General features: G+C 69.4%; 25 protein-coding genes. 18 read left to right on the forward strand and 7 right to left on the reverse strand.

Features of this window, described 5'->3' with window-relative positions:
- Positions 1–72: 72 nt before the first annotated feature.
- Positions 73–1362, reverse strand: coding sequence for a glycosyltransferase family 87 protein (locus tag HXX10_RS22275; protein ID WP_296525353.1), 1290 nt, complete (start codon positions 1360–1362; stop codon positions 73–75).
- Between the two features lie 44 nt (positions 1363–1406).
- Positions 1407–2900, reverse strand: a complete 1494-nt coding sequence (locus tag HXX10_RS22280; protein ID WP_296525354.1) for an FAD-dependent oxidoreductase — start codon at positions 2898–2900, stop codon at positions 1407–1409.
- Positions 2901–3135: 235 nt separating this feature from the next.
- Here HXX10_RS22280 and HXX10_RS22285 point away from each other — a divergent pair, with 235 nt between their 5' ends.
- From HXX10_RS22285 to HXX10_RS22295, 3 genes are all read left to right on the forward strand, one after another.
- Positions 3136–4338, forward strand: coding sequence for a pyridoxal phosphate-dependent aminotransferase (locus HXX10_RS22285; protein ID WP_296525357.1), 1203 nt, complete (start codon positions 3136–3138; stop codon positions 4336–4338).
- A gap of 173 nt (positions 4339–4511) precedes the next feature.
- On the forward strand, positions 4512–4985 hold the full coding sequence (locus HXX10_RS22290) for a DUF992 domain-containing protein (protein WP_296525358.1): 474 nt from the start codon (positions 4512–4514) through the stop codon (positions 4983–4985).
- 263 nt (positions 4986–5248) lie between these two features.
- Positions 5249–7297: an elongation factor G gene (locus HXX10_RS22295; RefSeq protein ID WP_296525361.1), complete on the forward strand. Its 2049-nt coding sequence runs from the start codon at positions 5249–5251 to the stop codon at positions 7295–7297.
- 233 nt (positions 7298–7530) lie between these two features.
- Here the strand turns inward: HXX10_RS22295 and HXX10_RS22300 are convergent, their stop codons facing one another.
- Positions 7531–8076 (reverse strand): hypothetical protein, encoded by a 546-nt coding sequence (locus HXX10_RS22300; protein WP_296525364.1) that lies wholly within the window; start codon positions 8074–8076, stop codon positions 7531–7533.
- 295 nt (positions 8077–8371) lie between these two features.
- Here HXX10_RS22300 and HXX10_RS22305 point away from each other — a divergent pair, with 295 nt between their 5' ends.
- Both HXX10_RS22305 and msrP read left to right on the forward strand, forming a co-directional pair.
- Entirely contained in the window at positions 8372–9256 is an 885-nt protein-coding gene (locus HXX10_RS22305) for an EAL domain-containing protein (protein WP_296525366.1), read from the forward strand.
- Positions 9257–9475: 219 nt separating this feature from the next.
- On the forward strand, positions 9476–10459 hold the full coding sequence (gene msrP / locus HXX10_RS22310; protein WP_296525368.1) for a protein-methionine-sulfoxide reductase catalytic subunit MsrP: 984 nt from the start codon (positions 9476–9478) through the stop codon (positions 10457–10459).
- A 404-nt stretch (positions 10460–10863) separates the two neighbouring features.
- On the opposite strand, the gene HXX10_RS22315 is transcribed toward msrP, so the two are convergent.
- Together HXX10_RS22315 and trxB are read right to left on the reverse strand one after the other, a co-directional pair.
- On the reverse strand, positions 10864–11757 hold the full coding sequence (locus HXX10_RS22315) for a LysR family transcriptional regulator (protein WP_296525370.1): 894 nt from the start codon (positions 11755–11757) through the stop codon (positions 10864–10866).
- Between the two features lie 175 nt (positions 11758–11932).
- Entirely contained in the window at positions 11933–12898 is a 966-nt protein-coding gene (trxB, locus tag HXX10_RS22320; RefSeq protein WP_296525373.1) for a thioredoxin-disulfide reductase, read from the reverse strand.
- A gap of 227 nt (positions 12899–13125) precedes the next feature.
- On the opposite strand from trxB, the gene HXX10_RS22325 reads away from it, so the two are divergent.
- From HXX10_RS22325 to ychF, 5 genes are all read left to right on the forward strand, one after another.
- Positions 13126–13608 (forward strand): Lrp/AsnC family transcriptional regulator, encoded by a 483-nt coding sequence (locus tag HXX10_RS22325; protein WP_296525376.1) that lies wholly within the window; start codon positions 13126–13128, stop codon positions 13606–13608.
- A gap of 247 nt (positions 13609–13855) precedes the next feature.
- Positions 13856–14620, forward strand: coding sequence for a 50S ribosomal protein L25/general stress protein Ctc (locus HXX10_RS22330; RefSeq protein WP_296525379.1), 765 nt, complete (start codon positions 13856–13858; stop codon positions 14618–14620).
- A gap of 57 nt (positions 14621–14677) precedes the next feature.
- The gene (gene pth / locus HXX10_RS22335; protein ID WP_296525384.1) at positions 14678–15319 is read left to right on the forward strand and encodes an aminoacyl-tRNA hydrolase; all 642 of its coding nucleotides are present in this window, start codon (positions 14678–14680) and stop codon (positions 15317–15319) included.
- A gap of 50 nt (positions 15320–15369) precedes the next feature.
- Positions 15370–15645 (forward strand): hypothetical protein, encoded by a 276-nt coding sequence (locus HXX10_RS22340; protein ID WP_296525387.1) that lies wholly within the window; start codon positions 15370–15372, stop codon positions 15643–15645.
- 245 nt (positions 15646–15890) lie between these two features.
- Positions 15891–16988: a redox-regulated ATPase YchF gene (ychF, locus tag HXX10_RS22345; RefSeq protein WP_296525390.1), complete on the forward strand. Its 1098-nt coding sequence runs from the start codon at positions 15891–15893 to the stop codon at positions 16986–16988.
- 119 nt (positions 16989–17107) lie between these two features.
- Here the strand turns inward: ychF and HXX10_RS22350 are convergent, their stop codons facing one another.
- Positions 17108–17398 carry a DUF4282 domain-containing protein gene (locus HXX10_RS22350; RefSeq protein ID WP_296525392.1) on the reverse strand — a complete coding sequence of 97 codons (291 nt, stop codon included), beginning with the start codon at positions 17396–17398 and terminating at the stop codon, positions 17108–17110.
- Positions 17399–17719: 321 nt separating this feature from the next.
- On the opposite strand from HXX10_RS22350, the gene HXX10_RS22355 reads away from it, so the two are divergent.
- The 5 genes from HXX10_RS22355 to HXX10_RS22375 all read left to right on the forward strand — a co-directional run bounded on the left by HXX10_RS22355 (position 17720) and on the right by HXX10_RS22375 (position 21882).
- A complete protein-coding gene (locus HXX10_RS22355; protein ID WP_296525393.1) occupies positions 17720–18931 on the forward strand; it encodes an MFS transporter in 1212 nt (403 codons plus the stop codon).
- Positions 18932–19005: 74 nt separating this feature from the next.
- A complete protein-coding gene (locus HXX10_RS22360) occupies positions 19006–19452 on the forward strand; it encodes a DUF2948 family protein (protein WP_296525395.1) in 447 nt (148 codons plus the stop codon).
- Positions 19453–19610: 158 nt separating this feature from the next.
- Positions 19611–20906 carry a histidinol dehydrogenase gene (gene hisD, locus HXX10_RS22365; RefSeq protein ID WP_296525397.1) on the forward strand — a complete coding sequence of 432 codons (1296 nt, stop codon included), beginning with the start codon at positions 19611–19613 and terminating at the stop codon, positions 20904–20906.
- Positions 20903–21397 (forward strand): UPF0262 family protein, encoded by a 495-nt coding sequence (locus HXX10_RS22370; RefSeq protein WP_296525399.1) that lies wholly within the window; start codon positions 20903–20905, stop codon positions 21395–21397. Before hisD ends, HXX10_RS22370 begins: the two co-directional genes overlap by 4 nt.
- Positions 21398–21402: 5 nt before the next feature.
- Positions 21403–21882, forward strand: coding sequence for a low molecular weight phosphatase family protein (locus tag HXX10_RS22375; protein ID WP_296525401.1), 480 nt, complete (start codon positions 21403–21405; stop codon positions 21880–21882).
- Positions 21883–22016: 134 nt separating this feature from the next.
- Here the strand turns inward: HXX10_RS22375 and HXX10_RS22380 are convergent, their stop codons facing one another.
- Entirely contained in the window at positions 22017–22835 is an 819-nt protein-coding gene (locus HXX10_RS22380; protein WP_296525404.1) for an amidohydrolase, read from the reverse strand.
- An 83-nt stretch (positions 22836–22918) separates the two neighbouring features.
- Here HXX10_RS22380 and HXX10_RS22385 point away from each other — a divergent pair, with 83 nt between their 5' ends.
- The 3 genes from HXX10_RS22385 (at position 22919) to HXX10_RS22395 (ending at position 25390) form a co-directional block, all read left to right on the forward strand.
- The gene (locus HXX10_RS22385; protein ID WP_296525407.1) at positions 22919–23659 is read left to right on the forward strand and encodes a GntR family transcriptional regulator; all 741 of its coding nucleotides are present in this window, start codon (positions 22919–22921) and stop codon (positions 23657–23659) included.
- A gap of 14 nt (positions 23660–23673) precedes the next feature.
- Positions 23674–24651 carry a tripartite tricarboxylate transporter substrate binding protein gene (locus HXX10_RS22390; protein ID WP_296525408.1) on the forward strand — a complete coding sequence of 326 codons (978 nt, stop codon included), beginning with the start codon at positions 23674–23676 and terminating at the stop codon, positions 24649–24651.
- A 277-nt stretch (positions 24652–24928) separates the two neighbouring features.
- Complete coding sequence (locus HXX10_RS22395; protein WP_296525411.1) at positions 24929–25390, forward strand: tripartite tricarboxylate transporter TctB family protein; 462 nt, start codon at positions 24929–24931, stop codon at positions 25388–25390.
- Positions 25391–25459 lie beyond the last annotated feature (69 nt).

Raw genomic sequence — 25459 nt, forward strand, 5'->3', positions numbered from 1 at the left:
GCGTCGTTATTTGCTGGCGATGAGCGACCGCATGGTCACTGTCAGGATTGCACGCCGGAAATGCGACTTCAATTAGGACACGACCGGAGTTTGGAGCGACTCTCGACGGCTTGATGCCGCAGGCCGACTCTGCGCGCGAGCGACTTTGATGCACCGCCGCATGATCGTGACCAGCAGGGCGAGCGCCGCGATCGTGCCGAGGGGAAGAAGCCCGTGCTCGGCGACCACGCGGGTGAAAAGCGGCATCACGAAGACGACAGCGAAGAGAGTTTTTTCGCTCTGGTCAAATCCATGCCGCATTGCGTCGGTCACCAGGAACGCCATCGCAGGTGCGAGAAGCATCAGATCGTAATCGTGACTGTGCGGTGCAACCACCAGGGTTCCGACCAGCAGGGCGGCGGCCCGCAGGGCCGGCCGCACCGGCGCCCACCAGGCCCACGCGACCGCAATGGCGGCCGGCACGGCGACGGCGGCGTGCAGCGCATAGGCGAGGCCGACAGAGCCGCCCCACATCCGCGTCCAGGCGAACACACCGTGCAGCTTGTGCCAGCCGGCGCTGCCCGATTCGAGCACCTGGGTGCGCATCGCCCCGGACTCGGCCAGAAAAGCCCGCCACGGCTCCGGCCCGAACAGCACCTGGGTGACGCCGGCGAAGGCGACGACCGTGACGGTCGCGGCCATTGCGGTGCGCCAGCGGCCGCCCGCGACGAGCGCGAGCGGGATCAGCAGCCCGAACTGCGGCTTGTAGACCAGGAGGCCGAGCAGCACCCCGGCGAGAATCGGCCGGCGATCGACGACGGCGAGGGCGCCGCCGAGCAGCGCCGCGGTGAGAAAGCCGTTCTGCCCGTGGCCGATGGTGACGAAGACGGCCGGAAAGGCGAGCGCCAGCAGCAGCCACAGCGGATCGGGCGCCGGCGCGCCCGGCCCTGCCCCGGCAGCCGAGGCGGTGCGAAGAATCGCCCGGATCGAGACGAGATACAAAAGGATCGTCACGGCGAGCCACGAGGCCAGCGCGACCGGATACGGCATCGCCGCGAGAAGCCCTGCGACCAGCAGGAAGAACGGCGGATAGAGCCAGCCGTAGAACGGAGTCTCGGGGCCGAAGGTGGCGATCTGCAGCGCATGCAGCGCCGGCGGGTCGAAGGCGAGCGCGGGCTTCCCCTCGAGCACGAACTGCCCGGCCGTCCAGAAGCAGGAGAAGTCGGTGGCGAGCGGCCGGCCCTGATAGTCGGTCCAGCCGTCGGAGGTCGCGGCGACCACCAGCAGCGCCAGGGTCGAGAAGCCGAGCAGCGCGGCCGCCCACAGGCGGATGCGCGCGCGGGTCAGCCAGTCGCCGCTCTGCACATGATCGACCAGCCGCATCGCCGCCCCCGCATGACAGGAGCGTCGAGCTTAGCGGTTCGCGGCTAATGCTTGGTATCCGCGGCCGCCTGCGCCGCGATCTGTCCGGCCCGCCGCCCCGACGCGAAGGCCCAGGCGAGATGGTGGCCGTGGCCCTTCAGCAGCAGCCCGCCCTGCCCGGTCGCGCCGGCCGCCCAGAGGCCTGGAATCGGCCGGTCGTCAGGGCCGAGCACCCGGTGCTCGCCGTCGACCGCGAGGCCGCCCTCGTTGTGGATGAACACGGCCCGCACCGGGCCGAGCGCGACGAACGGCCCGTCGGCGAGCGGTGGCCGGGTGCCGCACGAGGCGTTGTGGGCCGCGACGGTCCGCGCCAGCGCCCCCGGCGGCATGCCCAGCCGGCCCGACAGCGCGTCCAGTGTCGGCGCCGTGGTGAAAATATCCGGCCGGTTGCGGCGGTAATCGTCCACATAGGCGTAGGCGACCCCCGGGGCGGTCGAGACGAAGTGCGGCCAGGCCGAGAACAGCCCGGCGATCCGGGCGTCGAGCAGGATCCAGCCGGCCCGCTCGGGCTGATCCGCCAGCGCGTAGGCGGGCGCGGCGGATTCGTCGGCGAATCGCTCGCCGCGCCGGTTGATCAGGATCGCGCCTTCGGCGAACAGGCTCGGCGACGGCGCCAGCGTGGTGGTGACGAAGCTCATCACGAAGGGCCGCAGCAGCGCGGCCGGCAGGTGGCCCATCGACCACACCATGAAATGGGCCAGCAGACGCCACGGCGGCAGCCGCGCCGTCAGCGTCTTCTGCCGCGGCGCGACAAAGCGGATTTCGGGCCCGAGCGCGAGGTCGCCGTTGAGGATGCGGCCGCCGACCGCCAAGCCGAGCTTCTGGCCGTCCCCCGTTGCGGTCTCGTTGACGCCCTCGATGCGGGCCTCGCGCTCCCCCATGAAGCGGCGTTTCAGCTCCGGATCGTTGGTGAAGTCGCCGGTCGCCAGCACGACGCCGCGGCGGGCGCCGATCCGCCGCGGCCCGGCCGGCCCGTCGCAGTCGACGGCGACCACGCGCCCGCCGTCCTGCACCAGCCTGACCACGCGGGTCTGCGGCTGCACGACGACGCCGAGCCGGCGCGCCGCCCGCTCGAGATGGACGATGTAGGCGCGGGCGTTCGGCAGCACGTTGTGCATGCGCGGCTTGGTATGGGGCGGCTCCGGCATCGGCCCGAAGAAGCAGATGCCGTGGTCGACCAGCCAGCGGATGGTCTCGGGCATCGCCTCGGCCAGCACCCGGCGCAGCTCCGGATTGTCGCGCGGGTCGAGGTCGCCGTTGAAGGCCGCCATGTCGCGCCAGTGCGACATGGCGTCGTCGACGATCCCGGCGCGGGCCTGGTGCGGCGTGCCGGAGGCCGTGATCGAGCCGACCGACCAGGCGGTCGAGCCGCCCAGCAGCGCGTTCTTCTCGATCAGCACCACCTCGGCCCCGGCGCTACGCGCCTCGATGGCGGCGGCCAGCCCGGCGCCGCCACCTCCGACCACGACGACATCGTAGACCTGCTCCGCGGTGTCCATGGCGGCTGCTCCACTGCGGCCCGCCCGGTCCCGGCGACCGGCAGGCCGTTCCGGCCTATACGTCGCGGTCGCGCCCCCGACCAGCACCATGCGGGCCGGGCAAGGCCGCCGCGCACGCATGGCGTGCATGGCGGGCAGGCCACCGGGAACAAGCCCTGCCCGAAAAGCCTATTCGGCCTTGCCGGCGGCGCCTTCGGCCTTTAGGACACTCGGCGCCTAATATCAGGAGCTTCCCATGGCCTTCCTCGCCGACTCGCTCGCCCGCATCAAGCCATCCGCCACCATCGCGGTGGCCGACAAGGCGCGCGCCCTCAAAGCAGCCGGCCGGGACGTCATCGGGCTGGGCTCGGGCGAGCCCGACTTCGACACGCCCGACAACATCAAGGAAGCCGCCATCAAGGCGATCCGCGACGGCAAGACCAAGTACACGAATGTCGACGGCATTCCCGAGCTGAAGGCGGCGATCGCGGGCAAGTTCAAGCGCGAGAACGGGCTGACCTACAAGCCGTCGCAGATCTCGGTCGGCACCGGCGGCAAGCAGGTGCTCTACAACGCCTTCATCGCCACGCTGAACCCGGGCGACGAGGTGATCATCCCGGCGCCCTATTGGGTGAGCTATCCGGAGATGGTGCTGCTCGCCGGCGGCACGCCCGTCGAGGTGCCGACCACGCAGGCCTCCGGCTTCAAGCTGAGCGCGGCGACGCTGGAGCGCGCCATCGGGCCGAAGACCAAGTGGCTGCTGCTGAACTCGCCGTCGAACCCGACCGGCGCCGCCTATACGCGCGACGACCTGAAGGCGCTCACCGACGTGCTGCTGCGTCACCCGCATGTGTGGGTGATGACCGACGACATGTACGAGCACCTCGTCTACGACGACTTCGTGTTCACGACGCCGGCCCAGATCGAGCCGGCGCTCTACGACCGCACCCTGACGGTCAACGGCGTGTCCAAGGCCTATTGCATGACCGGCTGGCGAATCGGTTTTGCGGGCGGGCCGGAGGCGCTGATCCAGGCGATGTCGACCGTGCAGTCGCAGTCGACCTCGAACCCCAACTCGATCGCCCAGTGGGCCTCGGTCGAGGCGCTCAACGGGCCGAAGGATTTCATCCCGGCGCACAACAAGGTGTTCAAGGAGCGCCGAGACCTCGTCGTCTCCATGCTCAACCAGGCCAACGGGCTCGACTGCCCGGTGCCGGAGGGGGCGTTCTACGTGTTCCCGTCCTGCGCCGGGACGATCGGCAAGGTGTCGCCGACCGGCAAGACGATCGAGAACGACCAGGACTTCGTCACCGAGCTTCTGGAGGCCGAGGGGGTCGCGGTGGTGCAGGGCTCGGCCTTCGGCCACGGCCCCAACTTCCGCATTTCCTACGCCACCGCCACGAGCGCCCTGCAGACCGCCTGCGAGCGCATCCAGCGCTTCTGCGGGAACCTGAAATAACGGCGTATCCAGGGGTTTTCCCGGCAGAGCTGCGGCGAAATACGCCCGCGACTCGGCGCTGTTTCTAACCTAAGATGAAACTCTGCGGCCGCAACGGCCGCGGAGGGCAGACGGCTTGCGGGCCCGCCAGGGCGTCCCGGCCGCGCCATGCGTGCTCAACGAGGGGGAACTCTATGCGCAACGTCTTTGCGGGCTCGGCCGCCGCTCTGGCCGCCGTCCTGCTGGCCACCGCGGCGCCTGCTCAAGATCGTGTCCAGGCGGGCAATCTGTCCTGCGACGTGTCGGCCGGCCTCGGCCTGATCATCGGCTCGCAGCGGCAGGTCTACTGCACGTTCACGCCCTCGGTGAACGGCCCGGTCGAGACCTATACGGGCAGCATCACCCGGATCGGGCTCGACCTCGGCGCCACCGCCGGCGGCGTGATGGTGTGGGCGGTGTGGTCGCCGACCTCGCGGCCGACCGGCGCGCTCGCCGGGGCCTATGCGGGCGCCAGCGCAGAGGCCTCCCTCGTGGCCGGGCTCGGGGCCAATGTGCTGCTCGGCGGCAACGACCGGAGTGTTGCGCTTCAACCCGTTTCGGTCCAGGGTCAGGCAGGCGTGAACATCGCCGCCGGCGTCGCCGGCCTCGAGCTACGGTTCGTGCGCTGACGCGTTTCTTGCGCCGGCGCGTGTCGATCCGATCTCCCGCGGCGTCGAGCCGGGGGTGTTGCGCGAGCCGCCCGGCCGCGCACCGAGCTCGACCGCGGCGGCTTTCGGCAGACGTCACGCCGGAGCCGTTTGCGGGGCGCCTTCAGCGCCTTCGCTGGATCCGTAAATTCGCCGGGAACGGCATTGCAGTGCCGGTCCCCAGGCATAGACCCGGCTGTCTCGGCGCCCGCATGGGGCCGAGCTGACCTCGACGGAGGCAAGATATGGGAGACAATGGAGGCGGCCCCACAGGCCCACGGTGCATAGCGATCGTCGGACCGTTTCAGAGCGGCAAGACGACCCTCCTGGAGGCCATCCTCGCCCGCACGGGCGCGGTCAGCCGGCAGGGCACCGTGGACGCGGGAACCTCGGTCGGCGACGCCAGCAAAGAGGCGCGCGACCACAAGATGAGCGTCGAGATCTCGGTCGCGACCACGACCTTCATGGGCGACGCCTACACGTTCATCGACTGCCCCGGCTCGGTCGAATTCGTGCACGACATGCGCGCGGCGCTGCCCGCAGTCGACGCGGCGATCGTGGTGTGCGAGGCGGACGAGAAGAAGGTGCCGCAGCTCCAGCTCATATTGCGTGAGCTCGAGGAGCTGAACGTTCCTCATTTCCTGTTCCTCAACAAGATCGACAAGGCCGATACGCGGCTGAGCGAAGCGCTGCGGATGTTGCAGCCGGCGTCGCGCGTGCCGCTGCTGCTGCGCCAGATTCCGACCTGGAGCGGCGAGACCGTCAACGGCTTCGTCGACCTCGCGCTCGAGCGCGCCTTCGTCTATCGCGAGAACCAGGCGTCCGAGATCATCCCGCTCGAGGGCGAGGTGCTCGACATGGAGAAGCAGGCGCGCTTCTCCATGCTGGAGACGCTCGCCGACCACGACGACGCGCTGATGGAGCAACTGCTCGAGGACATCACGCCGCCGCGCGACCGCATCTTCGACGATCTGCGCAAGGAGCTGCGCGATCGTCTGGTCTGCCCGATGCTGATGGGCGTCGCCAGCCGCACCAACGGCATCCTGCGGCTCCTGAAGGCGCTGCGTCACGAGGCGCCCGGCCCGGCCGAGACGGCCGAGCGGCTCGGCGTCAAGGCCGGCAACGAAGCCGTCGGCTACGTGATGAAGACCTTCCACACGGCGCATGGCGGCAAGCTGTCGATCACCCGTGTGCTCGCCGGCCAGATCTCCGACTCGACCGTGCTGCAGTCTCCGACCGACGAGGTCGGGCGCGTCGCCGGCGTGTTCAAGATGCTCGGCCAGACCCAGGAAAAGCGCGGCGCGGCGGGGGCCGGCGAGACGGTCGCGCTCGCCAAGCTCGACGGCGCCGAGACGGGCGACACCATCTCGACCGGCAAGCAGCCCCACAAGGCGCTCGTCGAGGTAAAGACCAGTCCGCCGGTGCTCAACATTGCGGTGTCGGCGCGCGAGCGCAAGGACGACGTCAAGCTCGGCCAGGCGCTCTCCAAACTGCTGGACGAGGATCCCTCGATCACCGTGATCCAGAACCAGGAGACCCACGAGGTCGTCCTGTGGGGCCAGGGCGAGATGCATCTGCGGGTCGCCACCGAGCGGCTCGCCGACCGCTTCGGCGTCGCCATCGAGCGGCACCGGCCGAGCGTCGGCTACCGCGAGACCATCCGCAAGACCGTCACCCAGCGCGGCCGCCACAAGAAGCAGTCGGGCGGCCACGGCCAGTTCGGCGATGTCGTGCTGGAGATCAAGCCGCTGCCGCGCAGCTCGGGCTTCGAGTTCAGCGAGCGCATCACCGGCGGCGTGGTGCCGCGCAACTACATCCCGTCGGTCGAGGAAGGCGTCGTCGACGCCCTCAAGGAGGGGCCGCTCGGCTTCCCGGTGGTCGACATCGCGGTGGCGCTGATCGACGGCTCGTACCACACGGTCGACAGCTCCGACATGGCGTTCCGCACCGCCGGCCGTATCGGCATCGTCGAGGCGCTGCCGCAATGCGGGCCGGTGCTGCTGGAGCCGATCCACGAGGTCGAGATCGTCTGCCCGAACGAGGCGACCGCCAAGATCAACGCCATCCTGTCCGGACGGCGCGGCCAGATCCTCGGCTTCGACACCCGCGAGGGCTGGCCCGGCTGGGACACGGTGCGGGCCCAGATGCCGGAGTCGGAGATCGGCGACCTGATCATCGAGGTCCGCTCGGCCACGGCCGGCGTCGGCACCTTCACGTTCAAGTTCGACCACATGGCCGAGCTGACCGGCAAGACCGCCGACCAGATCGTCGCGGCCCGCAAGGCGGCCGAGTAGGCCCGTCTCTCGGAAAGCTGCGAGCCGGCCCAAACCCGCGCCTCCTGCGTTCCCTCCCCCCTTGTGGGGGAGGGACAGGGAGGGGGGTACGGCGCTGGCGTTCTGCCGAGGGGCCACCCCCTCTCCACCTCTCCCCCACAAGGGGGGAGAGAGCCGGACGTGCCGCGCGGCACGCCCGCTGATCCGATTGCATCGCCCGACGGCTCCAGCACCGGGTCGGGTCGTGCCGCCCCTCAAAAGCCCCAGCGCGCCGGGCGGCGGACGAAGACGAAGCGGTCGTCGGCGCGCCAGAAGACGTCGGCATGGCCGTCATGGACGTCGAGCCACAGGCCGTCGTCGTCGTGGTCGAGCGAGAACACCAGCGGATCGTCGGGATCGCCCACCGTCTGCATGGCGACGACGAGCCGTTCGCCATGGGGCTGGTCCCGATAGGCGAGCCGCAGCGCCGGACCGGCCTCGGCCGGGCAGAGGCCGAGCCGCAGCGCCTTGACGCCCGAGCGGATCTCGCTCCAACGGGCGCCCTTGGTGAAGCCGAGCTCGGCGACCGAAACGATCACCAGGTCGACCACCCGCTTGCGCTCGCTCCAGCGGAACTCCGGCCTGCCGAGAAGACGGTCGGCGTCGGCGCTGACATGGATGCCGGCCTGACCGAGCGCCGCCCGACAGGCGGCGGCGTGCTTCTGCCGTCCGAGCAACGCGGTGCGCCACACCGGCGGCCGGCGCCCGGTGCCGGCTTGCAGCCACCGGCCGACCGAGCCCCAATTGAGTATATCCAGCATCCCCCACTCCGACCGCGCGCCTGGCGGACGACCTCCCACCAAACCATGACGCGTGACTTGCCTGCCAAGGTGAATCGCCCATGCGGGCGCAAAACGCAACGCCGTCGGTTCGTCCGGCTCGCCGGGCGGCGCGGCATCGCGGCGGCTCGAATTGCCGTCGCCGGCGACACCGTCCCCTAACCATTTCGAACAAGGACTTGGCCTCGCTACTGAAAATCAATGACCCATGGGCCATGATCGAAGCGACAGCCGACTGAAGATCGGCCGAAGAGGCGCGGCGTCCGCGAAAGCCCCCATGTTTAAGCAAATCCGCTCCTTCCTGTCGCGCGACGACGACGAACGCGACGCGTCCGGCAAGCCGACCGTGACGCTGAAGAAGGCCTTGGCGCGCGGCTGGCTCGAAGTCTGGTACCAGCCCAAGATCAACCTGCAGACCCGCCGGATCATCGGCGCCGAGGGGCTGATCCGGGTGCGCCATCCCGAGCTCGGCGTGCTGCCGCCCGCCGCCTTCCTGCCCGGCGCCGGCGAGGAGGAGATGCTGGCGATGACCGAGCGGGTCATCGCCGCGGCGTTGCGCGACTGGGAAGACTGCGCCGATGTCGGCGCCGAGACCGTCAAGCTCGCCGTCAACGTGCCGGCCAATGCCTTCGTCAAGCTGCCGATCGTGCAGATCATCCGCGAGAACCGCTCGCGCCGTTCGGACTGGCCGGGCCTGATCCTCGAGGTCACCGAGGACCAGGTGATGCACGACCTCGAGGTCGCCAACGAGGTCGCCGGCGCGCTGCGCGACCAGAACTGCGGCCTGGCGGTCGACGATTTCGGCGCCGGCTACTCGTCGCTCGCACGGCTGCGCCAGCTTCCCTTCACGGAGCTGAAGATCGACCGCGCCTATGTCACCGACTGCGACACCGACAAGACCAATGCCGGCATGCTGGAGACGATCGTCGAGCTCGCCCACCGGTTCGACCTGAAGACCGTCGCCGAAGGCATCGAGACGCCGCACGAGAGCCACAAGCTGCAGGGGCTCGGCTGCAGCGTCGGCCAGGGCTATCTGTTCGCAAAGCCGATGAGCAAGGACGAGTTCCTGGCCAAGCTGCAGCGCTATACCGGCAAGCGCGCTCCCGAGCGCAGCCGGTGGAATCCGTTCGCGCCGGCGCCGCGGCTGCGCAGCTCGATCTGACGGAAAACACCCGCACGCATCGTCCAGATCCGACGCCAAGCCGTTCGCCGGCCTCCCGGATCTGTGACTTGCCGGCGACCGCGACGGTCCCCACTGTCGCAACGGCGCCGGACCACGGCCGCGACCTGCAGCCGCACGCGAAACAATCGGCGCCCCACGCTCGTATCTCCTCGTGCGGCGATCTGCGCCGCGCGAAAAAGAGACCCCCGGGAGTTCGCCATGCACGTCATCCATCGCCGCCCCTGGGCGCTGCCGGACAGCGCCGCCACCCCCGAAGCCCTGGTGATGAACCGCCGCGGACTGCTCGCCGGCGCGGGCGCGCTGGCGGCCGGTGCCCTGGCGGGCGGCATCGTGCTGCCGGGGCGCGCGCAGGCGCAGCGCGTCGGCGACCAGCCGGATCCGTCAGCCTCGCTCTATCCGGCCAAGCGCAACGAGGCCTTCACGCTCGACCGGCCCGTCACGGACGAGGCCGTCAACACGACCTACAACAATTTCTACGAGTTCGGCTCGTCCAAGTCGGTCGCCCGCGCCGCGCAGGCGTTGCCCATCCGGCCCTGGACCGTGACGATCGACGGCATGGTCGAGAAGCCGATCACCATCGGGATCGACGATCTCGTGAAGCAGATGCCGCTCGAGGAGCGCCTCTACCGGCACCGCTGCGTCGAGGCGTGGTCGATGGCGATCCCCTGGACCGGCTTCCCGCTCGCCAAGCTGGTGGCGCTGGCGCAGCCGCTCGGCTCGGCCAAATACGTGCGGATGGAGACCTTCAAGGATCCGTCGATCGCGCCGGGGCAGCGCCAGACCTGGTTCCCCTGGCCCTATGTGGAGGGGCTGACCGTCGCCGAGGCGACCAACGATCTCGCCTTCCTGGTCACCGGCGCCTACGGCAAGCCGTTGGCGAAGCAGATGGGCGCACCGCTGCGGCTCGCGGTGCCGTGGAAGTACGGCTTCAAGGCGATCAAGTCGATCGTGCGCTTCACCTTCACGGACCAGCGGCCGAAGAGCTACTGGGAGGCCCTGCAGGCGAGCGAGTACGGGTTCTGGGCCAACGTCAATCCGGCGGTCGCCCATCCGCGCTGGAGCCAGGCGAGCGAGCGGCTGATCGGCAACGACGAGCGGCGTCCCACCCTGCTGTTCAACGGCTATGCCGAGCAGGTCGCCCACCTCTACACCGGGCTCGAGAGCGAGCGCCTGTGGACGTGACGACGCGCGCATAAAAAACGCCGGGTCTTGCGACCCGGCGTAGTTTCGTCGGCGGTGAGGCCGACAACACCTTCCAGAGGGACAGCTGGCGGCAAACGGACGTAATGTGGGAGGAAGCCGTCGCCAACAGCTTGAAACAGGATGAGCGTGATAAACCCAACGCACAACGACGGTTATTTCATGCCACCCCTGCCAAGCCCGCAGGGCTGTTCGCGATATGCGAACAGTGGGCAAATTTCGGCCCACTGGTTGCGCCGCATACCAGTCTTCACAAGCTCCGGCTCGTCATGCGCGGGCGAGACCCGCGCATCCATCGCCTAAAGAAGAGCTTCTTTCCAAGATCGATGGATTGCCGGGTCGAGCCCGGCAATGACGATGAAGGTCGAGGACAACGAAGACGGGTATCAGTAGTTCCAGCGCTGCGCCTTGCTGACCAGGAAGTCGCGGAACGCCTGCACCCGGGCGACCGACTTCAGCTCCTCGGGATAGACGAAGAAGGCGTCGAGCGAGACCGCCTCGTCGTCGCTGAACAGGGTCACCAGGCCCTGGTCGTCCTCCAGGATGTAGTCCGGCAGCATGGCGATGCCGATGCCGCGCTGGCAGGCGCGCAGCACCCCGGCGATGTTGGTGATGATCAGGTGCGGCGAGCGCAGATCCTTGCCTTCGCGGCCGGCCGTCAGCAGCCAGCGGGCGCTCTGCAGATTGATCGGCACCACGGTGCCGCCGAGCACGATCAGGCGGTGCTTGTCGAGGTCCTCGATCGAGCGCGGCGTGCCGAAGCGCTTGAGATAATCCGGCGACGCATAGGCGTGATAGTGCACCGAGAACAGCTTGCGCTGGATCAGGTCGGGCTGGGTCGGCTGCCGCAGCCGGATCGCCACGTCGGCCTCGCGCATGGCGAGATCGAGCTCCTCCTCGGTGGTGATCAGGGTGAGCCGGATGTCCGGATAGAGGTCGATGAACTCGCCCAGCCGGGGCGTCAGCCAGTGCACCCCCATGCCGATCGTGGTGGTGACGCGCAGGTCGCCGTGCGGACGCTCCCGACTGTCGGTCAGCTTCACGCGGACCGATTCGAGCTTCATGAAGACGTCGTGCGCGGTGCGGTAGAGAAGCTCGCCCTGCTCGGTCAGGATGAGGCCGCGGGCATGGCGATGGAACAGCGCGACGCTGAGCTCCTGCTCCAGCGCGCTGACCTGTCGCGATACCGCGGACTGCGACAGCCCGAGCTGCTCGCCCGCATGCGTGAAGCTGCCCGCCTCGGCGGCAGCGTGGAAAACCTTCAGCTTGTCCCAATCCATGGTCGTTCGCGGGCGCCGCCCGTTCCCATCCCGGCTCGCGGTTGCGCGCGAGCGCCGCCTGGACCGCCGACGGCCCAAGCTTGTCCTTGTCTGGCACGATTCGGGGACGCGGATCCGGCCGCTCTGCAACTCCCCGGACCGAAACCGGATGTCATGGTTGAATTACTCCGAACTTTCACTCGGCAGCGGCGCGGGTTTCGGCATGCGCGGCGAGGAAGCGCTCCGCCTCGAGCGCCGCCATGCAGCCCATGCCGGCCGCCGTGACGGCCTGACGATAGACATCGTCGGCGACATCGCCCGCCGCGAACACGCCGGGCACCGAGGTCGCGGTCGAGAACGGCGCGACCTTGACGTAGCCGGAGGATTTCAGCTCGAGCTGACCTGCCACCAACTCGGTCGCCGGCGCGTGACCGATGGCGACGAACACGCCGTCGGCGGCGAGATCCGTGGTCGCGCCGGTCTGGACGTTGCGCAGCCGCGCGCCCGTGACCTTCAGCGGGCTCCGGGTGCCCAAAATCTCGTCGACGGCGCTGTTCCAGATCACCTCGACCTTCGGATTGCGGAACAGCCGCTCCTGCAGGATGCGCTCGGCCCGGAAGCCGTCGCGCCGGTGCACGACCGTCACCTTGGCGGCGAAATTGGTGAGGAACAGCGCCTCCTCGACGGCCGAGTTGCCGCCGCCCACCACGATCACGCGCTTGTTGCGGTAGAAGAAGCCGTCGCAGGTGGCGCAGGCCGAGACGCCATAGCCCTTGAAGGTCTCCTCGGACGCCAGGCCGAGCCAGCGCGCCTGGGCGCCTGTCGCGACGATCAGAACGTCGGCCACATAGACGTCGCCCGAATCGCAGACCAGCCTGAACGGACGCTGTCCGAGATCGACGGCATTGACGTGATCGGTGACGATGCGGGTGCCGACATGCTCTGCCTGTTTCTGCATCTGCTCCATCAGCCAGGGGCCCTGGATCGGCTCGGCGAAGCCCGGATAGTTCTCGACGTCGGTCGTGATGGTGAGCTGGCCGCCCGGCTGGATGCCCTGGATCAGCACCGGCTCCAGCATGGCCCGCGCCGCGTAGACGGCGGCCGTGTATCCGGCCGGGCCGGATCCGATGATCACCACGCGGGCATGGGTGGTCTCGGCCATGCGGAGCCTCGTCGAATGGGTATGCGGAGAGTCCCGACCCGATCGGGAGACGGGCGGCCGCGCCAATGTAGTCAATCCGCCTAGGCATGCAAGCCACGCATAACCCCGGATGTGCATTTCAGTTGTTGACGATCGACGGATTTGTTTCGCGCAATATTATTTCCGATGGCACATCTCTTGCGATAATGCTGTCCCGAGTCGTGCCACAACGACCCCTGGAGAGCCCCGTGCCTTACCGCCTCGATGCGATCGACCACCGAATTCTGAAAGAGCTCCAGGACGACGGGCGGATGACCAATGTCGAGCTCGCCCGCCGGGTCGGCATCTCGCCGCCCCCCTGCCTGCGGCGGGTGCGGGCGCTGGAAGAGGCCGGCTTCATCACCGGGTACCGGGCGCTGCTCGACGAGAAGCGGCTCGGCTACGAGGTCACGGCCTTCGCCATGGTGCATCTGTCGAGCCAGGCCGAGGCCGACCTGACGGCCTTCGAGGCCTATGTGCGCTCGAAGCCGCTGGTACGGGAATGCTGGATGCTGTCCGGCGAGATCGATTTCCTGCTCAAATGCGTCGCACCGAACCTGTCGACCTTCCAGGCCCTGGTCGCCGAGCTGACCGGAGCCCCGAACGTGCGCAACGTGAAGACCACCCTGACGCTGCGCAACTCCAAGAGCGACCCCATCGTGCCGCTGGAGCTCGACCGGCTCGCCGGCTGAGGGGCTCGATGCCGTCCCTCCCCGCGGGACAGCCGGTCCGGCCGGAGGGCTGCGGGACGCGGCGAGGGCAATTTTGGCCCTCTTTCCTTGTCAATCCGGGCATCGCTGCGCTATAAGCCCGCGTTCTGCGGCTTGCAGCCCCCCTGGAGGCTGGCCGTGGCGCCGCGCGAGCGGCATTTCCATCCGCGAATCGACCAGGAAGGCCGCGCAAGCGGCCGTTTTCTCGTCGGAAAGAAGGACTAGACCAATGACGATCGTCAAGGAGCTGAAGGCGACGTCGCGTCCGCGGGCCGGCAAGGGGGCCGCCCGGGCCGTGCGTCGTGAAGGCCGCGTGCCGGGCGTGATCTACGGCGACAAGCAACCCCCGCTCACCATCTCGGTCGACGAGGCGGAGCTGCACCAGCGCATCTTCGCGGGGCACTTCCTGACCAGCATCTACGAGATCGACATCGAGGGGGCGAAGCATCGCGTGATCCCGCGCGACTACCAGCTCGAGCCGATCCGCGACCGGCCCGTGCATGTCGATTTCATGCGGCTGGGCGAAGGCGCCACCATCCGGGTGCGGGTGCCGGTGCGCACCAAGAACGCCGAGGCGGCGCCGGGCATCAAGCGCGGCGGCACGGTCAGCATCGTCACCCACTCGGTGGAGCTGCGCTGCCCGGCCGACGCCATCCCGGAGGCCATCGAGGTCGATCTGGCCGGCCTCGACATCAACTATTCGCGCCATCTCAGCGATGTCACGCTGCCGCCCAACGTCAAGTCGGCCGGCAAGATCGACCCGACCCTGGTCACCATCGTGCCGCCCTCGGGCTACGCCGAAGAGATCAAGGCGGCCAAGGAGGCGGCTGCGGCTGCCGCCACGGCTCCGGCGGCGGGAGCGGCTCCGGCGGCCGGTGCGGCAGCTCCGGCGGCGGCCGGCGGCGACAAGAAGGCGGCGGCCGGCGGCGATAAGAAAGCGGCGGCCGGCGGCGACAAGAAGCCTGCCGACAAGAAGCCCGCCGACAAGAAGTGAGGGAGCGGTCGGTCCGGGGCGGCGCCCGCCGCCTCCGGTCGACCGTGAGGCACCGCCATGCGGCTCCTGGTCGGGCTCGGCAATCCGGGCCCCCGCTATGCGGGCAACCGCCACAATATCGGCTTCATGGCTGTCGACGCGATCGCGCGCCGCCACGGGTTTGCTCCGTGGCGGCGGCGCTTTCACGGTGTCGCGACCGAAGGGCCGCTCGGCGGCGAGCGGGTCATGCTGCTCCTCCCCGAGACCTATATGAACGAGTCCGGCCGTGCCGTGCTCGAAGCGGCCCAGTTCTACAAGGTCGGTCTCGACGACATCGTGGTGCTGCACGACGAGCTCGACCTGCCGCCCGGCAAGGTGCGCCTGAAGACCGGCGGCGGCGCCGCCGGCCACAATGGGTTGCGCTCGATCGGGGCCCATCTCGGCAACGACTTCCGCCGGGTGCGCATCGGTATCGGCCACCCGGGCCTCAAGGAGCTGGTGCACAACTACGTGCTTCAGGATTTCGCCAAGGCCGAGCGCGACTGGGTCACGACCCTGTGCGACACCATCGCGGACAATGCCGGCCTGCTCGCCAAGGGCCAGGACTCGACTTTTCAGAACAAGGTCCACTTGGCCATGCAGGCGAAGGGATTTTTGGGGCCCGACAAGCCGGAAAAGGAGAAAGGTCCGGACACCTCGAAACAACCAGGCCCGGCTTGACCGGGATTCGCGGGGCCGCGACATCGGCCGGGACATCGAGAGGGCAGCGCATGAAGAGCGTCACGATCTCTCTGCCGGACAGCGTGTATGACGACGCCGAGGCTGCAGCGGAGCCGCAAGGAATCACGTTGGCGCAGCTCGTCGCCGATCTGGTGGAGAAGCATTGGCCCGCTGCCGAGGATCAGGCAGCGGCAGCGAAAGCGTTGGAGACGTTCTTTCGTGGTCCCGGCTTCCCCGGCATCAGCAAGAATCTGCCGACCCGCGAGGAGCTCTATGCCGAGCGCGACGACGAGTTGGCTCGCCGTCGGGGAGATCGCGATGCCTGACCTCGTTCCACAATCGAAGCCGTCTCTTTCCGCCCTCACCCTGAGGTGCCCCGCGAAGCGCCGCAGCAGGCACGAACCGTTCATCACGCATTCAGGCGTCATGCGCGGGCTCGACCCGCGCATCCATCGTCTTCGCAAAGAGCTTTCTTTCGCAGAGAGATGGACCGCCGGGTCGAGCCCGGCGATGACGCCGATGAAACCCGGCGAAGCCCCGCCCCCCGATTTCCTGTTCTGACGAGAGCATCATGGGATTCAAATGCGGCATCGTCGGCCTGCCGAATGTCGGCAAGTCGACCCTCTTCAACGCGCTCACCGCCACGGCGGCCGCGCAGGCGGCGAACTATCCGTTCTGCACCATCGAGCCGAATGTCGGCGAGGTGGCGGTTCCGGATCCGCGGCTCGACGTGCTGGCCGGCATCGCCAAATCCGGCGAGATCATCCCGACCCGGCTCGCCTTCGTCGACATCGCCGGCCTGGTGCGCGGCGCCTCGCAGGGCGAGGGGCTCGGCAACCAGTTCCTCGCCAATATCCGCGAGGTCGACGCCATCGTGCATGTGGTGCGCTGCTTCGACGACGGCGACGTCACCCATGTCGAGGGACGGATCGATCCGGTCGCCGACATCGAGACCATCGAGACCGAGCTGATGCTCGCCGATCTCGACAGCCTGGAGCGCCGCGTCGATCAGCTCGAGAAGAAGGCCAAGGGCGGCGACAAGGAGTCGAAGGAGACGCTCGAGCTGGTCAACCGCGCGCTCGTGCTGCTGCGCGAGGGCAAGCCGGCCCGGCTCGTCCAGCTCCGGCCCGAGGACGAGAAGCCGTTCCGCATGCTCGGGCTGTTGTCCTCGAAGCCCGTCCTCTACGTGTGCAACGTCGACGAGGGCTCGGCCGCCACCGGGAACGCCTACGCCAAGGCGGTCGAGGCGCGAGCCTCCGAGGAGGGCGAGGGCTCGGTGGTCATCTCGGCCCAGATCGAGGCGGAGATCGCCATCCTGCCGACCGAGGAGCGCGCCGACTATCTCGCCGCCATCGGGCTCGAGGAGCCCGGCCTCAACCGGCTGATCCGGGCCGGCTACGCGCTCCTGGATCTCGTCACCTTCTTCACGGTCGGCCCGAAGGAGGCGCGCGCCTGGACGGTGACGCGCGGCACCCGCGCGCCGCAGGCGGCCGGCGTGATCCACACCGATTTCGAGCGCGGCTTCATCCGCTCCGAGACCATCGCCTACGACGACTACGTCACCTATGGCGGCGAGGCGGGCGCCCGCGACGTCGGCCGGCTGCGGCTCGAGGGCAAGGAGTATGTGGTCGTCGACGGCGACGTGCTGCACTTCCGCTTTGCCACGTGAGCGCCGTCCTCTCGACCGCTCGTCCCCGCGAAGGCGGGGACCCAGAAGCCCCGCACAGTGCCGCCCCTGGATGCCCGCTTCCGCGGGCATGAGCGGAGCGTGAGCGGCACGCGCCGCAGCTACATCGGCCCGCGATTGCGGATGGCGCCGAGGTGCTCGTTGATCCGGAACACGATCAGCACGAACTCGGCCGAGATGCGCGCCACGATGATGCCGACGAACGCGCCGAGCAGGCTGCCGACCATCGCCACCAGGCCGGCGAAGAAGCTCTCCGCCATCAGGGCGATCGAGGAGACGAGGCCGGACAGGCCGAACAGCACCGAGAGCCCCACGGCCAGCCAGTAGAACACCTTGATGATCGACGGGGTGATGAAGCGATCCCACTGGAAAAGGTCGCCGAACGAAAACATGAAGCCTCTCCTCTGGCGGGCCGTGCCGCGCGGCGGCCCTCGTCGCCCACGTCGCGGGTGTGCCGTGTGATGCCGGCCCCCCGGAGTCCGCCCCTGCTCCGCCGGCCGTTCTGCCCTGGAATTGTGGTGTGCTCGCGTCGACGCGAGTCGGCAGCCGGCCGCACCCACGCCCCGCCGCCGTCCATCCCCGGCTGGTTGCCGGCATGGTGAACGAGTCGTTGCCTCGACCGGAGAGGCCGGCTTCAATCGCGCGCCGGGGCGACTCGGACCGTCCCCCGGCACCTCGCGGCGTCAAATCCCTTCCGCCCTGGAGCACCGACCGTGCCGCATCCCCACGCGCAGGACGTCGCGCCTGCCGTCCGCCGCGCCGAGGAGCGCCGAGCCCTGGCAGTCGCCGGCGGCGCCCACATGCTGCACGACGGCTATACCGACATGGTCTATGTGCTGCTGCCGGTTTGGCAGGCCGAGTTCGGCCTCACCTATGCGGCGGTCGGCCTGCTGCGCAGCCTCTATGCCGGCGTCATGGCGGGCCTGCAGATCCCGGCCGGATTGCTGGCCGAGCGGCTCGGCGCCGGTCCGGTCCTGGCGCTCGGCACCGCGCTCGCCGGCCTCGGCTATGTGCTGGCCGGCGCCAGCACCGGCCTCCTGGTGCTCGGCCTCGCTCTGGCTTCGAGCGGCCTCGGCTCCAGCACCCAGCACCCGCTCGCCTCGTCCCTGGTGGCGCAGGCGTTCGAGGGGCCGCGCTCCCTGAAGGCGATCGGCACCTACAATTTCACCGGCGACCTCGGCAAGATGGCGCTGCCGCTGGTCGCCGCCCTGCTGCTCACCGTGACCACCTGGCGGGCCACCGTGGTGATCCTCGGCGCCTTCGGGGTCTTGGCGGCGATCGCCATCCTGGTTTTCGCGCCGCGCCCGACGGCCCCGACCGCCTGCCCGGCCGGCGCCGCCGCCCCCGGCTCGGACCGGCCGGTGGCCGGGCCGGCCGGTTTCCGGCTGCTGGTCTGCATTGCGCTGGTCGACAGTGCGACCCGGATGGCCTTCCTCACCTTCCTGCCGTTCCTGCTGACTGCCAAGCAAGCCGATGTCGCCACGATCGGCTTCGCGTTTTCGCTGGTGTTCGCCGGCGGCGCCGCCGGCAAGCTGGTCTGCGCCTTCGTCGGCGCCCGCATCGGCGTCTTCGCCACCGTGCTGGCGACCGAAATCCTGACCACCGCGACGATCCTGCTGCTGCTGCCGCTGCCGCTCGCGGCCGGGCTGGTCCTGCTGCCGCTGATCGGGGTGGCCCTCAACGGCACCTCCTCGGTGCTGTACGGGTCGGTTCCCGTTCTGGTCGCGCCGGCGCGGCGGGCCCGGGCCTTCGGCCTGTTCTACACGGCGACCATCGGGTCGGGCGCCGCCTCCCCGGTGCTGTTCGGGGTGATCGGCGACGCCATCGGGCTACGCCCCGTGCTCGTGCTGATCGCCGGCTTCGCGCTGCTGACGGTGCCGCTCGCCGTGGCCCTGCGGCCGGCCCTCCCGGCCCCGGTCGAATGAACGATTCGGAACGCAATCGAGGCTTGTGCACGGCGGTTCGGTTTCCTAACTACGGCTGAGCAGGAGCCGCCGTCATGGATCAACTCAAGCTCGTCGCCCTCGACCAGGACGATCTCGAGATCGTCGCCACCCATCTCCAGGACTCCCATGTGAAAGTGGGCGACATCCATTGGCGACCGCAGGAGAAGCGGCTGGTGATGGGCCTCGACCGCTTCGACTGGGAGTGCGCCGTCTGCGGCGAGCCGCATTTCCGGCGACGTCGCACCGCGCTGCGCTTCGACCGGGTGCTCGCCTGCAAGTGCCGCAACGTGCAGTCCCAGGCCAAGGACGTCGTCCTCAACCTGCTCACCATCGAGTTCGTGCAAGCCGGCGCGCCCGGCGGCAGCGTCGTACTGATCTTCTCGGGCGGCGGCGAGATGCGGCTCGACGTGGAGTGCCTGGAGGTGGAGCTTGCCGACCTCGGACCGGTATGGGATACGACCTGCTGTCCGGCGCACGAGGACCAGGTGAGCCCGGCCTGACGGCCGCGGTCCGCCTCACTTTTTCGGCTCACCCAACGGCCGGGAAAACCAGGAGATCCCCGTCGCGCCTGCCGCGTCCCTGACTGCAGCCGGGCGGCAGCAGGATCTGAGCGCACCGGCTCGCCAGTGCGCCGCCTCCCACGCCCGGGGGTCCTGCCATGCCTGTCCGTCTCGACACGAGCGATCCCGATTTCAAGAGCCGTTTCGCCGCTCTCCTGGGCAGCAAGCGCGAGACGGCGCCCGATGTCGAGGCGGCGGTCCGCGCCATCGTCGACGACGTGCGGGCGCGCGGCGACGCGGCCCTGATCGAGCTGTCCAAAACATTCGACGGGATCGACCTCGCCGCCACGGGCCTCAGGGTTTCGCGCGACGAGATCGCGGCAGCGGTTTCTGTCTGCGATCCAAAGGACATCGCGGCGCTGACGCTCGCGCGCGACCGCATCGAGGCCTATCACCGCCGCCAGCTCCCCGCCGACGAGCGCTTCACCGACGCGCTCGGGGTCGAGCTCGGCTACCGCTGGACCCCGGTCGAGGCCGCCGGCCTGTACGTGCCGGGCGGCACCGCCGCCTATCCGTCCTCGGTGCTGATGAACGCCGTGCCGGCCAAGGTGGCCGGCGTCGCCCGCCTCGTGATGGTCGTCCCGTCGCCGGGCGGAAAACTCTCGCCGCTGGTGCTGACGGCGGCCGACCTCGCCGGGGTCGACGAGATTTATCGGGTCGGCGGCGCCCAGGCCGTGGCGGCGCTCGCCTGGGGCACCGCGACCATCGCGCCGGTCGACAAGATCGTCGGCCCGGGCAATGCCTATGTGGCGGCCGCCAAGCGCATCGTCTTCGGCAAGGTCGGCATCGACATGATCGCCGGCCCGTCCGAGGTGCTGATCGTGGCCGACCGCAGCGCCGACCCGGACTGGATCGCCGCCGATCTCCTGGCCCAGGCCGAGCACGACCCCGCCGCGCAGTCGATCCTGATCACCGACAATGCGATTCTCGCCGACGCCGTCGAGGCCGCCCTGGCGGCTCAACTGGTGACGCTGCCGCGTGAAAAGATCGCCGGCGCGTCGTGGCGCGACCACGGCGCCGTCATCCTGGTGGGGAGCCTGGACGAGGCGGTCGGCCTCGCCGACGCGATCGCGCCCGAGCATCTCGAGCTCGCGGTCGAGAACCCCGAGCCGCTCGCCGCAGCCGTACGCCATGCCGGGGCGATCTTCGTCGGCACCCACACGCCGGAGGCGATCGGCGACTATGTGGCGGGCTCGAACCATGTGCTGCCGACAGCGCGCTCGGCGCGCTTCTCGTCCGGGCTCGGCGTGCTCGACTTCATGAAGCGCACCTCGATCCTGCGCTGCGGGCCGGCCCAGCTCGCCGCGCTCGGCCCGGCCGCCGTCACGCTGGCGCAGGCCGAAGGCCTGGACGCGCATGCGCGCTCGGTCGCGCTCCGGCTGGGGGCGCGATGACGCACGCCCGCGACGATGACCGGTCGGCCCGCCGCCTGGTCGAGGTGACGCTCGACCACGACACCATCGGGCCCGGCAATCGCGACATCGAGCACGAGCGGTCGGTCGCCATCTACGACCTGCTCGAGGACAATCTGTTCGCCCCGCTCGGCCACGAGGGCGGCCCCTATTGCCTGCGGCTGCTGCTGGTCAACGACCGGCTGGTGTTCGACGTCCGCCAGCGCGACGGTGCGCCCGTGGTGGCGCATTATCTGTCGCTCACGCCGTTCCGGCGCATCGTGAAGGACTACTTCCTGATGTGCGAAAGCTACCACACCGCCATCCGCACCGCCTCGCCGAGCCAGATCGAGGCGATCGACGTCGGCCGGCGCGGCCTGCACAACGAGGGCTCCGAGCTGCTCACCGAGCGGCTGAAGGACAAGATCGAGATCGACTTCGACACGGCGCGTCGGCTGTTCACGCTGATCTCCGTGCTGCACTGGAAGGGGTGATGGCCATGGCCCCGCCGGTCCCCCCGCCGGGGCGTGCCGGGCCGCCGGGCGCCGTGCTGTTCGTCTGCGCCTACAACTCCGTGCGCTCGCCCATGGCAGCCGCCATGTTCCGCCAGTATTTCGGCCATCGCAGCTATGTCGGCTCGGCCGGCGTGCGCCGGGGCGACCCCGATCCGTTCGCCACCGCCGTGATGGAGGAGATCGGCCTCGATCTCAGCGGCCACAAGCCGATGACCTTCGAGGAGCTCGAGGATCTCGAGGGTCTCAATTTCGATCTGATCATCACGTTGTCGCCGGAGGCGCATCACCGCGCCCTCGAGGTCACCCGCACGCTCGCCATCGATGTCGAGTACTGGCCGACCCACGATCCGGGCGCCGTCGAGGAGGGCAGCCGGGCGCAGCGGCTGGACGCCTATCGCGAGATCCGCGACCAGCTCCTCGCCCGCATCGAGCAGCGGTTCGGAAGCGGCGGCTTCGGGAGCTGAGAGAAGTCACGCGGTCATTCCGGGGCGCGGGCTGAAAGCCCGCGAGCCCGGAATCCATAAACACAGACCGGGGTTATGGATTCCGGGCTCGCCGCTGCGCGGCGCCCCGGAATGACAGAGATCGTTCGCTCACTTCACCCGGCGAAGCCGAACAGCTTTCGCGACGTCTCGGCGACTGCGGCCTGCTCGGCGGGCGTGAGCCACGTCCGCAGTTCCGTGATCCCGTCCTCGTAGCGACGGGTCGCCTCGAACTCGGTGAACGGCCAGTCGCTTCCCCACAAGAGGCGCCCCGGTCCGAGCGCGTCGAGAAGCGCGCCGGCATAGGGCGCCGCGTCGGCGCCACCGCAGCGATAGCTCCCCGAGATTTTCACATGGAGAGGCCCGTCCGGCCCGGCGGCCAGCAGTCTTCGGAATCCGGGATCGTCGATGCCGAGCGCCGGATCGGGCCGGCCAAAATGGTCGATCACGAGAGGCGCGCCGAGCGGCGCAAGACCGTCGATAAGCACAGGCAGATCGCGGCCCTGCGCCTGGATCTCGATTTGCCAGCCGCGCGCCGCGATGCGTTTCAACATCGCCGTCCAGTCCGGTGCCAGCACGTCGCGAACATCCTTGCCGAGCAGATTGAGCCGGATGCCGACCACGCCGGCGCGCGCGAACGCATCGAGCTGCGCGTCCGCGACGGAGGGGTCGACCACCACGATGCCGCGCAGCTTTTCGGGAGCGAGCGCCAGCGTCTCGACGAGATAGGCGTTGTCGGTGCCGAGGAACGAGGGCTGCACCAGCACGATGCGGTCGATGCCGTGCCGGCCCGCCACGGCGAACAGGTCGGCGGGCGGAAAATCGCCGCTCGGGCTGTGGCGGCGCCCCGCCGCCAGCGGCAAAGCGCGGGTGAAGACATGGACGTGCGTATCGATGATCGGCGTGTCGGTCGGGAGAATCGCAGGATTGGTCATCGCGGTCGTTGCCAGAGGGGCCCTCCACGTCCTATACTCCTCTAGAGGACTAGCTGACCAGAGCCTTCGAGGCCCCAGCCGCCATGCAATCCGTCCCCGACGCCCGCACCGACGAGCGCCTGCCGATCTACCAGCGCCTCAAGGACGCGCTCGCCGAGCGCATCCAGGACGGCGCCTGGAAGCCGGGCGATGCGATCCCGGCCGAATCCGACCTCGCCGCCGAGTTCGGGGTCGCGCTCGGCACCATGCGCAAGGCGATCGAGGGCCTGGTGGTGCAGGGCCTGCTGGAGCGCCGGCAGGGCCGCGGCACCTTCGTACGTCGGGCCGATCTCGGCAACACGCTGTTCCGCTTCTTCCGCCACACAGGCAAGGGCGGCCGCCCGCTCGCGCCGACCCAGCGGCTGGTCGCTCGGCGCACCGGGCCGGCCGGCCGCGCCGCGGCGGCGGCGCTCGGCCTCGCTCCGGAGGATCCGGTGCTGTGGCTCAAGCGCCTGCGCCTCGTCGACGACGAGCCGCTGGTGATCGACGAGATCGCCCTGCCGCTGCCGCGATTCGAAAAGCTCGCGACGGTGCCGGCCGCCGATTTCGACGAGCTCCTCTATCCGCTCTACGAGCGTGTGCTCGGCGTCACCATCGCGCGCGCCACCGACCGCATCGCCTTTGCGCGCGCCACCGCGGCGGTGGCGCGACCGCTCGCGATCGCGACCGGCGATCCCGTCGTGGTGATCGAGCGCACCGCCTTCGGTCACGACGGCGAGCCGCTGGAATGGCGGCGCTCGCACGGCCCCGCCGAACGCTTCAGCTACGACGTCGAGATCAGATGATCAGGGAGACAACAATGTCCAACCGCCTCCGCTGCGCGTTCGCGGCTCCGCTGGTGGCCGCCGTGCTGCTCGCCGGCACCGCCTCGGCGCAGGAGTACCCGACCCGTCCGATCACGCTGATCGTCCCTGCCCCGCCCGGCGGCGGCACCGACGTGTTCGCCCGCCAGATCGCCGAGGCGGTCGAGCCTTTCCTCAAGCAGAAGGTGATCGTCGACAACCGCGCCGGCGGCGGCGGCACGGTCGGCACCACGGTGATCACGGCGGCGCAGCCGGACGGCTACACGCTCGGCTTCATCTGGAACTCGCCGCTCACCACGAGCCCGCACAGCCTCGCGGTTTCCTACACGCCGGACTCCTATGCCAGCGTGATGTCGATCGGCTACTCGTCCTATGTCTTATGCACGGCGCCGAGCTTTCCGGCGTCGACCGCGCAGGAGCTCGTCGATCAGATCAAGGCCAATCCCGGAAAATTCACCTACGGCAACGACGGGCTGGGCGGCACCATGCAGCTCGCCGCCGAGCGCGTCTTCGCCAAGCTCGGCGCAAAAGTGCGGCCGGTGCCGTTCGGCGGCGCCGGCGAGACGGCGCGCAATTTCCTCGGCGGCCACGTCACCTTCTACGGCGGCTCGCTGCCGCCGATCCTGCCGCATGCGGCAGCCGGCAAGGCGAAGTGCCTGCTGCTCACCTCGGCGGGCAAGAATCCGGCGCTGCCGCAGGCCGCCGGCCTCGACGACATCGGCCTCGGCGCGGAAGAGACCGTACTGTGGTGGGGCCTGATCGCCCCGGCCAAGACGCCGCCCGCAATCCTGGCCAAGCTGGAGAAGGCCTTCATGGAGGCCGCCTCGACCGAGAAGTTCAAGGAGGCGATGGACAAGCAGGGCGCGACGCAGCGCGTGCTCGGCGCCAAGGAAACCGGCGCGCTGATCCGCTCAGAGCTCGCTGCGCTCGGCGCCGTGGCAAAATCGATCGGCATCGAGAGGAAGGGGCAGTGAGCATGGGCGCGGCGGTCCAATCGTCGCTCGTTCTGGTTCGAAGTGTCATGCGCGGGCTCGACCCGCGCATCCATCAAACGAAGAGAAGCATCTTTGCGTCAGATGGATGGATCTCCGGGTCAAGCCCGGCGATGACGCCAAGCGAACAGCGCCCACCCAAAACTCTGCTCATTCCCGCGCAAGCGGGAATCCAGGGCGGCACGACGTGCCGTGCGGCTCCTGGGTCCCCGCTTTCGCGGGGACGAGCGGATGGCGGGCGCGCGTCCGGGAGGCTGCCATGACCGGCCTCGGCGTTTCGCACCGGGCGGGCGACGCCGCCGTGGGGCTGGCGCTCGCGGCCGGCGGCATCGCGCTCGCGATCTTGGCTTGGCCGATCCCGCGCGGCGAGATCGGCAATCCGGGGCCGGGCTTCATGCCCTTCGTGCTCGGGCTGCTGCTGATCGGGCTCGGCCTCGTCTGCGCCATACGCGCCCTTCGCGAGCACGACACCACCATGGTCGTGCTGGCCAATCGCAAGTCCGCCGTGTGCTTGGTCGCACTCGCCGCCGCGGCGCTCGCCTTCATACCCGTAGGCTTCGTGCCGACCGTCGCGGTGTTCCTCACGGTGCTGTTCGGCGTGCTGGCCGAGAAGCCGTGGTGGCGCGCCGCGATCTACGGCTGCGGCGCCAGCGTCGCCCTGTTCGTCGTGTTCGAGCAGTTGCTCGGTCTCGGCCTGCCGGCCGGCATCTGGCCGTTCTGACGATTGAATGATCTCTGGTCATTTCGGGGCGCACCGAAGGTGCGAACCCGGAATCCAGACAGACACTCC

The organism is Rhodoplanes sp., from assembly GCF_013377085.1.
Taxonomy (GTDB): domain Bacteria; phylum Pseudomonadota; class Alphaproteobacteria; order Rhizobiales; family Xanthobacteraceae; genus Rhodoplanes.

What these genes read in the sequence shown, in the direction of transcription:
- HXX10_RS22315 (WP_296525370.1), bottom strand. Translation starts at nt 11,757, where the DNA reads ATGGATTGGGACAAGCTGAAGGTTTTCCACGCTGCCGCCGAGGCGGGC.
- HXX10_RS22350 (WP_296525392.1), bottom strand. Translation starts at nt 17,398, where the DNA reads ATGTTTTCGTTCGGCGACCTTTTCCAGTGGGATCGCTTCATCACCCCG.
- pth (WP_296525384.1), top strand. Translation starts at nt 14,678, where the DNA reads ATGCGGCTCCTGGTCGGGCTCGGCAATCCGGGCCCCCGCTATGCGGGC.
- HXX10_RS22390 (WP_296525408.1), top strand. Translation starts at nt 23,674, where the DNA reads ATGTCCAACCGCCTCCGCTGCGCGTTCGCGGCTCCGCTGGTGGCCGCC.
- HXX10_RS22380 (WP_296525404.1), bottom strand. Translation starts at nt 22,835, where the DNA reads ATGACCAATCCTGCGATTCTCCCGACCGACACGCCGATCATCGATACG.
- HXX10_RS22280 (WP_296525354.1), bottom strand. Translation starts at nt 2,900, where the DNA reads ATGGACACCGCGGAGCAGGTCTACGATGTCGTCGTGGTCGGAGGTGGC.
- HXX10_RS22300 (WP_296525364.1), bottom strand. Translation starts at nt 8,076, where the DNA reads ATGCTGGATATACTCAATTGGGGCTCGGTCGGCCGGTGGCTGCAAGCC.
- HXX10_RS22370 (WP_296525399.1), top strand. Translation starts at nt 20,903, where the DNA reads ATGACGCACGCCCGCGACGATGACCGGTCGGCCCGCCGCCTGGTCGAG.
- HXX10_RS22330 (WP_296525379.1), top strand. Translation starts at nt 13,856, where the DNA reads ATGACGATCGTCAAGGAGCTGAAGGCGACGTCGCGTCCGCGGGCCGGC.
- HXX10_RS22275 (WP_296525353.1), bottom strand. Translation starts at nt 1,362, where the DNA reads ATGCGGCTGGTCGATCATGTGCAGAGCGGCGACTGGCTGACCCGCGCG.
- HXX10_RS22360 (WP_296525395.1), top strand. Translation starts at nt 19,006, where the DNA reads ATGGATCAACTCAAGCTCGTCGCCCTCGACCAGGACGATCTCGAGATC.
- HXX10_RS22375 (WP_296525401.1), top strand. Translation starts at nt 21,403, where the DNA reads ATGGCCCCGCCGGTCCCCCCGCCGGGGCGTGCCGGGCCGCCGGGCGCC.
- HXX10_RS22290 (WP_296525358.1), top strand. Translation starts at nt 4,512, where the DNA reads ATGCGCAACGTCTTTGCGGGCTCGGCCGCCGCTCTGGCCGCCGTCCTG.
- HXX10_RS22295 (WP_296525361.1), top strand. Translation starts at nt 5,249, where the DNA reads ATGGGAGACAATGGAGGCGGCCCCACAGGCCCACGGTGCATAGCGATC.
- HXX10_RS22395 (WP_296525411.1), top strand. Translation starts at nt 24,929, where the DNA reads ATGACCGGCCTCGGCGTTTCGCACCGGGCGGGCGACGCCGCCGTGGGG.
- HXX10_RS22305 (WP_296525366.1), top strand. Translation starts at nt 8,372, where the DNA reads ATGTTTAAGCAAATCCGCTCCTTCCTGTCGCGCGACGACGACGAACGC.
- hisD (WP_296525397.1), top strand. Translation starts at nt 19,611, where the DNA reads ATGCCTGTCCGTCTCGACACGAGCGATCCCGATTTCAAGAGCCGTTTC.
- HXX10_RS22385 (WP_296525407.1), top strand. Translation starts at nt 22,919, where the DNA reads ATGCAATCCGTCCCCGACGCCCGCACCGACGAGCGCCTGCCGATCTAC.
- HXX10_RS22340 (WP_296525387.1), top strand. Translation starts at nt 15,370, where the DNA reads ATGAAGAGCGTCACGATCTCTCTGCCGGACAGCGTGTATGACGACGCC.
- msrP (WP_296525368.1), top strand. Translation starts at nt 9,476, where the DNA reads ATGCACGTCATCCATCGCCGCCCCTGGGCGCTGCCGGACAGCGCCGCC.
- trxB (WP_296525373.1), bottom strand. Translation starts at nt 12,898, where the DNA reads ATGGCCGAGACCACCCATGCCCGCGTGGTGATCATCGGATCCGGCCCG.
- ychF (WP_296525390.1), top strand. Translation starts at nt 15,891, where the DNA reads ATGGGATTCAAATGCGGCATCGTCGGCCTGCCGAATGTCGGCAAGTCG.
- HXX10_RS22285 (WP_296525357.1), top strand. Translation starts at nt 3,136, where the DNA reads ATGGCCTTCCTCGCCGACTCGCTCGCCCGCATCAAGCCATCCGCCACC.